Here is a 13440-nt window from a genome sequence, read left to right as displayed (position 1 = left end):
GACTTTGTCGACACGCTGAAAGGATAACTATTTTTGTTATCCTTCTCTTTCATTGTTCTTAAACTATCTTTCAACCGCCTAATTTAAACTCTAAATTTTAAGGGTCATACCTAACCTGTTAGTGAGTCCACCAATTTGTCCAACTTTCTATTCGTTAAACGTCACACCTCTCCAAAAAATCTGGAAGGAGATTTGTGACGCATGCTGGAAACTTTCTGCATTCTCATAGACAAGCTGGATGACCAAGCCATCGAACAGTGTAATAAAGCTAGTGGCCAATTGCTCCCTCCTACAAGTGATGATAGGGTCATTCGCTAGATTCATGATCTGCTGTTTGAACACATGCAGATATTCATGGTAATAGGAGAGAATGAGGTCGCTCATTTCCAAAGGTGTTTTGAATGACATACTTTGCAAAAAAGCAACAGTTGGCTGTTTATAGTATCGCTGTTGCGTTTCCTTAAGGAGTTGAATAAGCGTTTCCTTTGTATCAAGGGATTTAGCTCTTCCAAAAAACGACTCCAAAAAAATTACCTCTTCTCTCACAGCATTAGCATACGTATCGATCAGCAGTTTGCTTTTCGAAGCGTAATGATAGGATAATGATTGTTTCCGAATTCCCAGTTCCTCAGCAATTCGGTTCATTTTGACACCTTCATAGCCATATGCATTGAAATGACGAACCGCTATATGTCTAATGGCTTCTTTCACTGTATAAACCTCCGATACCACTGCCCTTTCTTTGAATATACATGATGTACAGATAAAGCAGAAGAAAAGCGATATAAAAGGCGACTCCAACAAGATAGACCACACCATAAGAGAAATGAGCTGCTAGAATACCTAGCAACAAGGAACCCCCACCGATTCCAAAGTCAAAGAAGTTAAAAAAGGTCGACATCGCATACTCATGCTCATGCTCTTCAACAAGATTAATACACCAAGTCTGGATGGCTGGAAAAATAGCTCCGAACCCTAACCCATATAATACAGCTGCTACATAGAATGTAGATTCAGCATGGGCTAAATACAGGACAACTAATCCGGCGGTTGCCAAGATAGAGCCGGGTATGAGAATAACTGACGGACCATGTCTATCAAATAGCCTACCAGATACTAGCCTAACTAAGAAGCTAGCCAAAGCAATGATGAAAAAGAACCAACCAATGCCACTAAAGTCCTTTTCTATAGCGTATAAGGAGAAGAATGACATGATGCCAGATGCTGCAACACCAATTAGTAGCGTCAGTAATGCTGGCATGAATACACGTTTCTCCAATAACTTGACCTTCAAGTGTTGTACCTCACCCGCACTATCCGCTTTCTTATGAGATTTAATTAGTACTGCCATAAGAGCTGCCAATAGTAATACGGCCAATCCACCAAGAAATAGTCGTGAAAAACCGAATGCCTCCAATATCATAATACCAATCATTGGTCCAACCGATATAGCAACTGTCTCACCTACACCAAAGTACCCCATTCCTTCTCCACGCCTTTCTTTAGGCATGATTTCGGCGACGAGTGTTGCAAAATAAGTTGTGGCCAAACCAAAGCCTAGACCATGCACAAGACGAATAATCAGCAATATACTGACAGTGTCTGCAAAGTAATACATCCCTGTCGCAATGGCATTAATGAAGATACCAAGGATGAGCAGATACTTCTTATTAACCAACTTTAATAAATATCCGGCAAAAGGGCGAATCAGGATTGCCGAGACCATGAACACACCTGTGACAAGGCCGACATCTGTAGCACTTCCTCCTGTCTTATTGACAAACAAGGGAAGCGTGGGGAGTAACATCTCGAATATCATGAACAGCAAAGCATTAGCTACAACTGCAAATACGAAAGATAATGACCATAACGTTGTCTGTGATTTTTGTAATTTATTCAAACTCATAAGATTTCCTTTCCTTTTCTTTTATTTGACGGCAGTCAGATTTTATATGTTATTAATACCACCACTAAAACATAACATTTTAAATTCAAACTGTCTATAGTCAGATAAAAAGTTATGGCATGTAATTATATGGTATACTAAGCATATAAAAAACAAGACCTGCAAGAAATAGCGATCCTACTTTGATTATGTTAATTGTTAATTCATCAATGTATGTCAACCTTTCAAGAATAGATACATGCGTATTTCAACTAATTTTTAAGAGACGAGAAACACTCCAATTTTTGCAGTTTAATGAGTAGAGAATCATTCCTAAACTTGACATATATTTAGTTAATTAACAATTTAAAGGTAATCTTACATGCATTCTTAAAGAATCATCAGCGATTAATGTTGTTTATAAGCCAGATAAAGGATATTGTATTAACGCATTAAATGCTGTATTTTTTCATTCACTTAATAAGATTCGATTAGATTAGATTCTCGCGGTAAAAACAGACAGTCTTGTTCCGATTCGGAAAAAGAAAAGGATATGAACGAGTGCCCATAGATAATTAAAAATGGTCATAATCCTTAACCCTGACTGCAGGAATTATCATTAATAAAAGGTAAGTAGACCTAGAGGCATCCATTTTTATAATTTGTGTCTATCTTTTATGATATTTTCTTATTTGTATCCAAATAGGAATTGCTTCTTTATATGTATTCCTAGCGTTCCCAATTCGCCATGCCAGTCTCTTTTTCATTTTTTCTGATCCTATATTTCAGGTGTGGAGGCCCATTCAATCCCGATGTTTGCATAAAGTGACATTCATTTGTGTATAAAATAATCACTGATACTGCATCAAGAATAAACTGGGGGTGAAAAACAAAAAAAGACACCCATTATCTTGGCATCTTCTTTAATTGATTCCCTTTACAATTGTTTGCATATTCATCTTCTTAATGGAAATGATAAAGTTAACTTAACGAATAAAAGCAAGGTCTTTCTGTGCTAAAGCATCTTCCAACCACCTAGGGTGCATTGGCAATAGATTATATGGTAACTCGTGAATATTAAAATACCTAATTTCTAAGGCCTCCTCTGTGGATTTCTTCAATGTCCCTCCAATCACTTCACATTGAAAACAGTTGGTAATAAATTGACTGACTCTTCCGTCAGGGTAAATAAATGTCTGTGATCTTGGATCTGAATAAACTCCTATCATTTTAGAAACTTTAACAGTTAATCCGGTTTCCTCTTTTATTTCTCTTATTATCGCTTGTTCAGCTGATTCACCAGGTTCCACATGTCCTGATGGGATGCCCCATAGACCATTATCAGCACGCTTCATTAATAAAACCGAACTTGATTCTTTGATTATTATTCCAGCGACTCCAGCTTTAACTTGTTCTGTCCATTGATAATCTGGTTTCTCACGTACTTCTATCTTAACTTCACTATTGAACAAATACTTCAAATCGCGGATCACAACATCTGGATTTCTAAAGTCATGTTCTACAGGAAATAAAGTATTTTGATCAGAAACTAAGATAGAAGCTATGCCCATTCGGTTCGCTCCAATAATATCTGTCTCAGGTGTATCTCCAATCATGACGCATCTCTCTTTGTCATCGAAGGACTCAAGTACTTTTTCAAATATTGAAGACTCCGGTTTTCCAATTATGATGGGCTCTTTATCTGCTCCCGTTTTAACAGCCTCTACTAGGGCACCTGTAGCTGGAGCTGGTCCATTAACGGTGGGAAATGTTTTATCCCCATTTGTAGCAATAAATGAAGCCCCGCGGCGGATGAGATTTACCGCCTTATGTATATCTTGAAAAGTAATATTGTAATCCCATCCAATGACAACAGCCTCTGCTAGGTCTTCTTCAAGATCAATACCAGCTCTTTGAATCTCGCTTTTAAGTTCATCATTTCCTAATATATACGCTCTCTTTACTCCGGCCTTAACAAGGTAATCAGCTGTTGCCCACCCCGAAGTAATCACTTCATCAATACTTGCTGAAATACCGAGTTTATGAAGCCTTTTAACAATCGTTTCTCTTGTAACACAGGGATCATTCGTCAAAAAGCGAATGGATTTCTTTTCTTCACGGAGGCGTTTTAAAGAAGAAACAGCTTCTGGTAAAGCTTTGTCTCCTATATAAATAACTCCGTCTAAATCGAATAAAAATAGATCATATTCCTTGTAGATCATCGTAACACTCCCAACATACCAGAATCTGTATCAACAGGAAAATAACTTATTTCAGCAGCCATTAAACATCCCATGGGAATGGGACAAGCGCCTACAAACCATTTGCGTATCGCTCAATCATTAATCATAAAAACATGAAGCCACTCATTTCTTTCTTCCCCATAAGAATACTCTTTCCCCGGTATTCCGTTGCGAAAGGTTGAAAATTCTATTCCAGTTGAATCAGGCAAAAGAAGCACCAGGATTTAATAAACGAAAAATTCCTTCTATAATTCTTTTAATACGTTGATTACTATCTGTATTGATAAAGACGTGACAGGCCATAGCAGCTATCATCCTTATAAAATAAATATAGCCACTTATATGGAAAGTGGCTTAAATATAGATAAGATAAAAAATCTCTCTAATTTTTTCACTTCCCTACGCTGGTGTTAACCAAATCAGGTTCAAAGGGTCAGGAATTATGTCTCTTCTCAGCTTCTAAAGCTCCCCTAGTGGATAAAATATAAATATTTACTTTAACACTAAACTATTCCATATCATTAGTCAAACAACTGAGATAATAGTTTACCTTCATTTTTCAAATATGCCAAATGAGTTCATGCTGTGAATCCAGACGTATCTCCATTCAAACTTCCCTTTCTCAGGAATAGGTACGCACGTTAGCAGTTATGCTGACTCAAGCCGGCTTGTTGTATTTGCATTTACAATTATCCATCCATTCCAAACCTGCTCATTTTTTGAATTTATATGTGATTACTGTGGTAATCTAAGGATAGTCAATAAGGAAATAAGGTGATCCCATGCCAACCAACAACAAACCAAATAGATTAATCGCTGAGAAATCACCATACTTACTTCAACACGCCCACAACCCTGTAGACTGGTACCCCTGGGGAGAAGAAGCCTTCGAAAAAGCGAAACACGAAAACAAGCCGGTTCTGGTCAGTATTGGCTATTCAACTTGCCATTGGTGCCATGATTATTAAAGTTACCAATAAAAAAAGACAAGGTATTAAGCCTTGTCTTTTTATAATAATATATCATTCTTTTCATTTTCGCCTTAAGAAATTCAAGTCAGGTTAATGAACCCGATTCTATTAATCTATAAAATGGAGATTGATTCTTACTACCAATTACATTTTTTTCTTTCAGAATATTAATCCAAGTAATATTTCTAAACTTATTCGAAAACCTCTAAACTAAGTGAACTATGAAATATTAATGTCTGTGATATTTAGTGCTATGGCCTAACTTCCATGAACAATATGCAGCTCTGTACTTTTGGTTGCAGTTACTATGAGATTTACAATATCTAAGAGCCCCGTAATCACAGTCACTGTGATAAAAATTAATAATCGCTTGAGGGTGCCACTTTTGTAAATGCCTATCATCAGTGTAAGGTCCATTAAATCTATTACAATGTACCCAATCCCCAGGTTTATATACATCACCATATCCTAAAACTCCTATTGAAGATTGGGTTGATAAATGATTCATACCTTCCATATCACCGTCGTGAGAATGCTCATCCATTTCATCTATTACTTCACCTAGATCTTGCTCTATAACCAGACGATATTTACCATCTTCACTTTTCTTTACATTTTTTGTTGTATTTTCGTCATATTGAATTTCCACTGATTCTGGTGATCCTTTTACTTCAAACTGCCCATCTTTTATTTCTGTCTCTTTCCCATCAACTAACAAAGTATCCTTATTCTCTTCATCTTCTTCAGCTAATGATCCCATTTTTTCTGCTTCTTCATATGAAGGAAGGTAACCTTCATTTATTGCAGTGTCTATTTCTTCAGGAATTGAACGGTACTGTACTAATTCTCCGCCTTCCATTTTCCATCCAATTTCTTTTAAGGTTTTTAATTGTTCTTCGGTAGCAATACTTAAGTCAACATCGGGTGCTGTATATTTTAATATAATTTCACCCTTTTCATGTTGACTCTGTTCACTAGATTGTACTTCTGCGATACTCTTAGTTGGTGAAGATGAAGCAGAACCAACCAAAGGAAATAAGGCCAAGGAACTTGTTACTACGCCTAATACCACTTTTTTCATAATGCTTTTTTTCTTCAATTTTTAAAACCCTCCTAATGAATTATTTACTTTTCTTTTCAAATGTACCATAATCAAGATGAAAAACAACAGGCATTTGGTATATTTTCAAAAAAATGACAAAAAGAGGGATTAGTTATGAAGAAATTTTTGTTCTTATTTGCACTGCTTGGCTTTGCATTAACAGGTTGTCAGTCCGAAAAGACTACAGGAATGCCGGGAAGTAATCAGGTGGATGACATAAAAGGGGTTCAAATATCCAAGTTTGAAGGGCTTGGTTCCTTAAATGAAAATTTTAAACAAAAATTTTCTAAAGATAAAGAATTAAAAGCCTTTAAAAAAGTTATAAAACACGCAAAAAAACAAGATAAAACAGTTGATAAGTATGATTACGATATGGAATTAGTTTTTTCTGATGGCGGAGATAAGGGATTACACATCACTAAAAATAATAAAGATGAAATTATATTGAAATATATTGGAGATAGTACAGATACATATATATCTAGCTCAGAATATTCTAAAGATCTAATCAAACTAATTTATTAAATTTCATTTGAATAATTTTATAAAACTTAGGAGGTTGGGGTTTGGTTCCCATCCTTTTTTCATTGTATTACACATTCTTGCTCTTTTAGTAAGCAATATAGGAAATTTGACTTTTAGAATATTAGTGCCATGTCTATTAAAATAACAACCTAAAAATATGATATAATGACATTATATTACATATGAAGGTGATATGATATGGAGCTTAAAAACCAAATAAAAAGAGTCGCCATATACCTTAGAAAATCACGTAATAACGAAGGTGAAGAGACTGAAGAAACGCTAGCAAAACACAGAAAACGCTTGTTAGATATTGCAGAAAAAAACAACTGGGAGATCAAATTGTTTCAAGAAGTTGGCAGTTCAATGGATGAAAATCGACCAGAGTATCAAAAAATGATCTGTGAAATTAAAGAGAATCTTTTTGATGCTGTTCTATCTGTTAACCTTGCACGTGTTACTAGAGACGATGCTGAAACACCTAAATTTATGAGTTTATTAAGACAAGAAGATGTCCTCTTTGTTACCGATAGTGAACGTATATATGACTTAGAAATCCAAGAAGATTGGCAAGCGTTAAAGTTCACTGGGTTCGTAAATAACTGGGAATATGAAAATATAAAGGCGCAACTAAGGAAGGGAAAAAAAGATAGTGCCAAATTAGGCAGGTGGTCAAACGGTGCCCCGCCATTTGGTTATATTTATAACCCTTTAGAAAAAAGAGTGGAAATTGATAAAGAACGGGCAAAGGGTGTCAAGTTGGCTTTTCAGTTGGTTTTAGATGGAATGGGTGTCGATAATATCGCTATAAATCTAAACCAGTTAGGTTATCGAACTAAAAGAGGGAATTTATTTAGTGGAATAAGCATTGAAAGAATGATCCGTTCTGAAATTTACAAAGGATGGATAGTGTCCAACCGACTAAAAGGAAGGAATACTCACCAAGGAAAAATAAGACCTAAAGAACAATGGATTATTGTTAAAGATGCAATAAAACCTTGCATTATTGATGAAGAAACGTGGGACCTAGCCAATGAAAAATTGACCCTTAGACAAAGCCTTGCCCCAAGAGCAAGACAACGGAGACACGGTTTATCGAATTTGATTAAATGTGCCTTATGCGGAAGAACTCATTCAGTGACCATAAGAAAGGATCGAAAACAGAAAAAGGAACTTAAACCTTGCAATAGGAAAGACCCTTTAGGCAACAGATGCTATAACAGAGGCTTAAATTATAATTCTATGATGGATCTTATAATAAACAGAATAAAAATTAGGCGGGAAGAAATAATTGCTGAACTTCAAAATTTAAAAGAAGAACCCCAACCTTTTGATTCTAAAGCTACCAAAATAAAAATGATTGAAGAACGAATAAGAAAAGTACAAAAAGCGCTGAAAATGCTTCAAATACAATTAGAGGAAGATTTAATTGATTTAGAAGATTTTAAGGAAAGAAAAAAGATACGTTCACGAGAATTAGATAAGCTTCAATTAGAATTAAAGGAAACCGAAAATATAACTCAAGAAGATGAAATAAAAGCAAAAGAATCACTTGTTGAGCGACTAGATCACTTTCTTACCAATTGGAGACAGCTAGATGATACGAAAGTTAATGAAGGACTAACATCATTCATAAGTAAGGTAATATGGCATTATCCTAAAGGTAGCAATAAACCGCCTTCATTAAATATAGAATGGATAGATTAAAATTGATTAGACATAACCATACATTTACAAACAAAAAAATAGAGGAGCAAACACAAGGTTTACTCCTCTAAATTTGTTTCTTTACCTTTGACTTCTTCATAGTCAGGTGTTTTCTTTGATAAGCCAAGACGATCATTTTCACCATTTCCGGGCATGTCGCTCATTTCTTTATACTCGTCTCCAAGTTTTTCATAGTATTTAAAAGTAGTTAATTCACGAGAAGAATCATCAGGCATATAAAATGCGAACTGAATATATTTTCCTCCATCATAAACCCGAACTATAGAATTAGCCCTCGAAACATTTATTCTAGTATCATCGCCTTTATATTCTTTATATTGATTGATTACATCATCAATCGCACCATCATATTTATTGCCGCCGCATGCAGTTAAAACGAACATCATCATCAAACTAAGGAAAATAAAAAGGTTTTTCAAAATAAACATTCCCTCCTTTTTCAATATTTAGTATAAACAAACAATTTAATCTTTTCCACTTTTTATCCATTTCCCTTAACCTGCACATTATCGACTAACCAACCATCTTTATCTTTTTTCATAGTCGTTTGAACAATCAACACTTGATTCGTAGTAACTGAATTTGCAGTCGTTGAGATTTCTACAATGTTCAAAAACAATTCATGGGATTGATCTAAGGGTTTTGAATAACTCTCTATTGAAAGTAATTCACTTTGCACACTGACTGTGTGCTTTTGATCAGAACGAGAAGGGAATGCATAGTCAAATCCTTTTCCAGTTGTATGCTTCTTAACTGTTTCATATCGCTTATCTATATCGGAGTAATTAAAAAACGCTTCAAAAAATGCCTTATTTTCCGAAGCGCTGCTAGTTGATTCTATATGGTTCAATTCCTTGATTTTTTCTGTGAGAACTTCATTTTTATCCTTTAACTTTTCAATCTTATACGTTTGCTGTCCATTCGTAAAAAATCCGGTCAGCAATATCAATAATAAACAAGCTGAAGCCCATGCAATATGTGTTTTCATGCTTTCACCCCTAGTTATTTGATTCGGCCAAAAGATACAAGGTGATCTCTCCAATAACCTGATTTCAGATCAGAATATTCGATTCCACTGTCATTTGAATTAAACATTCTGCCATTGCCTACATAGATGCCGACGTGAGTAATGGCTTTTCCTTCATATGTGCCGCCAAAGAACACCAAGTCACCCGCAGTCGCTTCTTTTTCACTTATTTTCTTTGTTGCCCCATGTTGTTCTTGTGCTGTTCTTGGAAGAGTGATTCCAGCTTTCGCAAAAGACCATTGAACAAGGCCCGAACAATCAAATCCGGTTTTTGGGTTTGAACCTCCCCAGGCATACGGTTGGCCTTCATATTTCAAAGCTTCTTTCATGACTGTTTCATAGAAATCCATAGAGCCGTTCACAGGCTTTACATTTTTATCAGAGCCTTTCACATACCTCATGACATGGTCAACATAACTTGGGTCACCGTAGCTTTTCCAGCCCATTTTAAATGCTTGCAATCTGCTGAAATCAAGTGCCAATTTCTTTGTGTACTTTCCGCCATTCTTTTTGACATAGTCTATAAATCCGGAACCAAAGTTGTATGCCTGTAAGGTTAAACGAACATCACCGCCAGCCTGTTTAAAAACCTTCTTAAAATGTTTAATTCCGACTTCAATCGAACGTTCTGGGTCAGTTATGGAGTTGGGAGGTAAGCCGATACTTTCGGAACTTTGCATGATATCTAAAGAACGCCCACCACTTTCTTGCATGGTGAGCGCCATAATAATATTCACTTTATCAAAAACACCTTCCTGACGGGCGTACTTCTCAAATACAGCCCTAAATCGTTCGACCTCCGGTGCAATGCCAACCGTTTCATATTCGCCATCCCCGCCGCCTATGAAATCGTCTCCCACTTGATTTTCTCTTGAAATCGTCATAACCACCACGATACATAAAATAAAAAAGAAGATAAAAGGAGCCGAGAACACCAAAGGAAGAACTACCTTTTTACTTATCATTTTGTTCTTTCATCCCTTCTCAGTCGATCTTCTACTTTTGATGAAGAGCGTCTTGCAATTTCATTTAAAGCCACTTGTTCAAATGTATTAACGCTTTGTTCAGTCCGCTTAATGGTTTGTGATGAAGGCTGTTTTTCTCTTGATACAGTCTTACTTTCAGCAGGGGAAACAGCCTGTTTTTCCTCAACACGAATACCATCTGAATGAACTTTTGCGGGTTCAGATGGTCTGATTTTACGTTCGCTATTGACAATAGGTTTATTCGTCATGACTTTTTGGTCTGATCTTTTGATTTCTGCTGTCTTCTCTTGTGCTACAGGCTCACTCTTTGAAACAGAATCATCTTTCTGGACTTCAAAATCTTGTTGCTGATCTGTTTCAGGATTCTGATTTTGTTCTTCATAAACATACACTTTTTGATCAGTGCGTTCTGTATCTTTTTCATTCTCTTGTAAGACTGGTGCTCTATTAGAAGTAGTTTCTTCTTCAAGTTGTAATGATGCATCGTCAGTTTGTTTCTGATTATCTGGCTGTTTAAGAAGCTGTTCAACATATTCTTTTTGATCTGTTCTAGCTGATTCATCCTTTTTATCCTGCAAGATAGGTGCTCGTTTGGATAAATCCTCATTTCCTTCATTCAAAACATCTTTTAGCATAGGAGAGTTTATCCCGTCTTTTCTCAATCTGTCTAAATGGGATTGGTGTTTATTTTCTTTTGCATTCGCAAATGCTTCTTTTTGTTTTTCTTGTTCTTTCGATAGAGTTTGAGGATTCCGTTTTAGGTTTCGGCTGTTGTGACTAGCTATTCCATTAGCAGTCTCTTTTTGCGGGGTTCTTGCAATGGCATGAGTATTATCATATCCCATAGCAGCCCCACTCGGTGAATTACTGCCGCCACTTGAAGCGCCAGTTACGCCATCACCATTTATACCATCTTTTCTTCCTCTGAAATTCTTTGCAAAGTCAGTAAATACGCCCCCTCTGTTACCCAATGTGCTTCCTATTTTCTTCGCATTTTCCCAAGCTGGTTGAACAACATTTTGTCTCATGTTTTCCATCATATTATTATCAACTGAAACCACCTTTCCAGCAGTCACAAACTTGATAATGGCATCCCTCTTGTGAAAACCAATCCACAAAATCGAGGCAAGGACAGCAACATTTAAAAGATACATTCCAAAACCATTTGGCGGTATTAACTTGTCAACGATAAAACAAGTCACGTACACAAACAAAACGATAACCCCTAACATTGCTTTCAGTAGGTAAACACTCCCCAAGCGTCCAAGTGTAACAAATCCAGAGTAAGCTAATTGAGGAACATACGCTAAGATGAAAGCGAATGGCACAAAGAATACGATCACTAAAGCGATAATTTGAAGTAAGAAGTTAAAGAACGCTAATGCTAAAAAAGGTATCCCAATGACAATAGAAGCGACCACAGCGATAAAAGATTCTCCTAATTGATTAAACACATTCCCAGAGGTCATAGACTCATTTTCATATTCTTCAATTTCAGTATCCTTTATATGCTTCTGTTTTTCTTTTTCTCCGTCTTTTGACAGCTTGTATGAAAGCAATTTATCGACCCTTGATAATTTCTCTTTCGAATCACCTTTTTCATTAATTTTTGCTTCACTTGTTTCTCCAAAATTCACGATTAGAAATGGCTTCATCAAAGCAATGTCAAAGTATAGATTACGCATAACTGCGACTGTGCCTTCCATTTCCTTTCCTTTTTCAATAGCAGAACTGTCTGCAAAATTCCCTTCATCTTGCACAATGCCAACCAATCCATTTCCCGCAGTTAAAAGCTTTCCTTGTGCTTCTACAGACAAGGCATTCAACGCTTTCATGTAATAACCAGCGTTTGACATCCAAAGCCCGCCGATCACCATGACACAAATAAATAGAATACTCCGTCGCATTGCTTCTTTTGCGCTACCTCTCACACAGAACAGGTAGACGACATAGCCACACGTGAAGATGAATAAGACTTCACCGAAATTCTTTTTTAGGGTTTTATAAACTGATTTAGAGACATTTGTAATAGAATTGGCGAACTCGTCAATCGGTTGTAAGTTATACAAAATATCCATTCCCGCATCAACCACACGGACAATGTTTCCGGCAAAAGAAAAAGTGACGTTTGTCAGTCCAACAAACGCCCCCTTAATTAAATCGTCAGATGCTTCATTATTCGCTTGATAGCGTGAGATAGGAAATCTTTTCACCTTTAATTCAACGCCGCCAGCTTTTTCGACTTTTGGCTGCGTTGTGGTATCTCCGTCAGCCGAAAATACTGTTACAGCTGAAGCGACAGTTAAAAACAGCAACACGATAGCCGACACAATCAAAATTCGTTTCTTTTTCATTACAGCCGCCTCCTAATCTAACCGTGTTAATAAATAAAATTGGTATCTGGCTTTCTCTAAGTCTCTCTGCGTTAGTAGCACGTTTTCGGGATATCGTTCATACAAAGAGAAACAGATTGCTTTTTGATATTTCATATGTCTGAAAGTCTTGCGATTTTGTTCAATTTTGATCCCTAATAATTTTTGCAGAAACTGTGCCGTTGATTTATGCCCAATAAAACTTTTGTATCGACCGTCATAATGCTTCAGCCATTGTTTCACTTCGTCCAATGTGATTTTTTCAGCTTTATAAAAGCCTGGACTCGTGACTACAAGAGAGTTTAAGAAAGCTATTTCCATGTACGATTCAACCCCTTTTACAAATATTTTTCTTCCGCATATGCGACAGCTTTTTTCTCGACTGTTTTTAAAGCGCCTTGCCATTCTTCGAATAGGCATTCAATTGAAATTTTAGATGTACGGCCATAGTAATCTTTAAATAGACATTGACCTTGAAACATGGATTCCATCATTTTTTTGTTTTCTTTTGTGACCTCCATGTTCATCCATTTCAACACTTCTTCACGTTCGTTTGGTTCATCAAAGGCGAAGGCAACGCCAAAGTTTCCGGAATCCTCTT

The 13440-nt window shown here is 36.4% G+C and carries 12 protein-coding genes, 1 pseudogene and 1 riboswitch; of the genes and pseudogenes, 3 read left to right on the top strand and 10 right to left on the bottom strand.

The window, feature by feature from the left end; genetic code table 11:
* Positions 1-147: 147 nt before the first annotated feature.
* The 3 genes from MOF34_RS18390 to MOF34_RS18380 all read right to left on the bottom strand — a co-directional run bounded on the left by MOF34_RS18390 (position 148) and on the right by MOF34_RS18380 (position 4107).
* On the bottom strand, positions 148-711 hold the full coding sequence (locus tag MOF34_RS18390) for a TetR/AcrR family transcriptional regulator (RefSeq protein WP_268401235.1): 564 nt from the start codon (positions 709-711) through the stop codon (positions 148-150).
* A complete protein-coding gene (locus MOF34_RS18385; RefSeq protein WP_268401234.1) occupies positions 695-1906 on the bottom strand; it encodes an MFS transporter in 1212 nt (403 codons plus the stop codon). The genes MOF34_RS18390 and MOF34_RS18385 overlap by 17 nt, the downstream gene beginning before the upstream one ends.
* Positions 1907-2871: 965 nt before the next feature.
* Positions 2872-4107, bottom strand: coding sequence for an HAD-IIA family hydrolase (locus MOF34_RS18380; protein WP_268401233.1), 1236 nt, complete (start codon positions 4105-4107; stop codon positions 2872-2874).
* A 400-nt stretch (positions 4108-4507) separates the two neighbouring features.
* Positions 4508-4610: riboswitch (TPP riboswitch) on the bottom strand.
* Positions 4611-4910: 300 nt separating this feature from the next.
* Here MOF34_RS18380 and MOF34_RS18375 point away from each other — a divergent pair.
* Positions 4911-5087, top strand: a pseudogene (locus MOF34_RS18375) (DUF255 domain-containing protein); the annotation flags it as partial.
* A 241-nt stretch (positions 5088-5328) separates the two neighbouring features.
* Here MOF34_RS18375 and MOF34_RS18370 read toward each other — a convergent pair.
* A complete protein-coding gene (locus tag MOF34_RS18370) occupies positions 5329-6198 on the bottom strand; it encodes a hypothetical protein (RefSeq protein ID WP_268401232.1) in 870 nt (289 codons plus the stop codon).
* A 117-nt stretch (positions 6199-6315) separates the two neighbouring features.
* Between MOF34_RS18370 and MOF34_RS18365 the strand changes: the two genes are divergently transcribed.
* Positions 6316-6726: a hypothetical protein gene (locus MOF34_RS18365; protein ID WP_268401231.1), complete on the top strand. Its 411-nt coding sequence runs from the start codon at positions 6316-6318 to the stop codon at positions 6724-6726.
* Positions 6727-6924: 198 nt separating this feature from the next.
* On the top strand, positions 6925-8433 hold the full coding sequence (locus MOF34_RS18360; RefSeq protein ID WP_268401230.1) for a recombinase family protein: 1509 nt from the start codon (positions 6925-6927) through the stop codon (positions 8431-8433).
* Positions 8434-8492: 59 nt separating this feature from the next.
* On the opposite strand, the gene MOF34_RS18355 is transcribed toward MOF34_RS18360, so the two are convergent.
* The 6 genes from MOF34_RS18355 to MOF34_RS18330 form a co-directional block, all read right to left on the bottom strand.
* Positions 8493-8873 (bottom strand): cystatin-like fold lipoprotein, encoded by a 381-nt coding sequence (locus MOF34_RS18355; RefSeq protein ID WP_019716376.1) that lies wholly within the window; start codon positions 8871-8873, stop codon positions 8493-8495.
* A 62-nt stretch (positions 8874-8935) separates the two neighbouring features.
* Positions 8936-9442, bottom strand: a complete 507-nt coding sequence (locus tag MOF34_RS18350) for a hypothetical protein (RefSeq protein WP_268401229.1) — start codon at positions 9440-9442, stop codon at positions 8936-8938.
* A gap of 14 nt (positions 9443-9456) precedes the next feature.
* Positions 9457-10446, bottom strand: coding sequence for a bifunctional lytic transglycosylase/C40 family peptidase (locus MOF34_RS18345; RefSeq protein ID WP_268401228.1), 990 nt, complete (start codon positions 10444-10446; stop codon positions 9457-9459).
* Positions 10443-12821: a CD3337/EF1877 family mobilome membrane protein gene (locus MOF34_RS18340; protein ID WP_268401227.1), complete on the bottom strand. Its 2379-nt coding sequence runs from the start codon at positions 12819-12821 to the stop codon at positions 10443-10445. Before MOF34_RS18340 ends, MOF34_RS18345 begins: the two co-directional genes overlap by 4 nt.
* A gap of 12 nt (positions 12822-12833) precedes the next feature.
* Complete coding sequence (locus tag MOF34_RS18335; protein WP_019716380.1) at positions 12834-13160, bottom strand: YddF family protein; 327 nt, start codon at positions 13158-13160, stop codon at positions 12834-12836.
* 17 nt (positions 13161-13177) lie between these two features.
* Positions 13178-13440: ATP-binding protein (locus tag MOF34_RS18330; protein ID WP_268401226.1), on the bottom strand; the 263-nt coding region annotated here is incomplete at its 5' end.

The sequence above is a fragment of the Bacillus sp. T17B1 genome (assembly GCF_026796395.1).
In the GTDB taxonomy this organism is placed as follows: Bacteria; Bacillota; Bacilli; order Bacillales; family Bacillaceae; genus Bacillus; species Bacillus spizizenii_A.
Note: the sequence above shows the minus strand (reverse complement) of the source record. Positions and strands in the feature narration are given on the sequence as shown.

Coding starts and splice junctions, on each gene's coding strand:
- MOF34_RS18385 (WP_268401234.1), bottom strand. CDS start 1,906: ATGAGTTTGAATAAATTACAAAAATCACAGACAACGTTATGGTCATTA.
- MOF34_RS18380 (WP_268401233.1), bottom strand. CDS start 4,107: ATGATCTACAAGGAATATGATCTATTTTTATTCGATTTAGACGGAGTT.
- MOF34_RS18365 (WP_268401231.1), top strand. CDS start 6,316: ATGAAGAAATTTTTGTTCTTATTTGCACTGCTTGGCTTTGCATTAACA.
- MOF34_RS18360 (WP_268401230.1), top strand. CDS start 6,925: ATGGAGCTTAAAAACCAAATAAAAAGAGTCGCCATATACCTTAGAAAA.
- MOF34_RS18350 (WP_268401229.1), bottom strand. CDS start 9,442: ATGAAAACACATATTGCATGGGCTTCAGCTTGTTTATTATTGATATTG.
- MOF34_RS18345 (WP_268401228.1), bottom strand. CDS start 10,446: ATGATAAGTAAAAAGGTAGTTCTTCCTTTGGTGTTCTCGGCTCCTTTT.
- MOF34_RS18340 (WP_268401227.1), bottom strand. CDS start 12,821: ATGAAAAAGAAACGAATTTTGATTGTGTCGGCTATCGTGTTGCTGTTT.
- MOF34_RS18335 (WP_019716380.1), bottom strand. CDS start 13,160: ATGGAAATAGCTTTCTTAAACTCTCTTGTAGTCACGAGTCCAGGCTTT.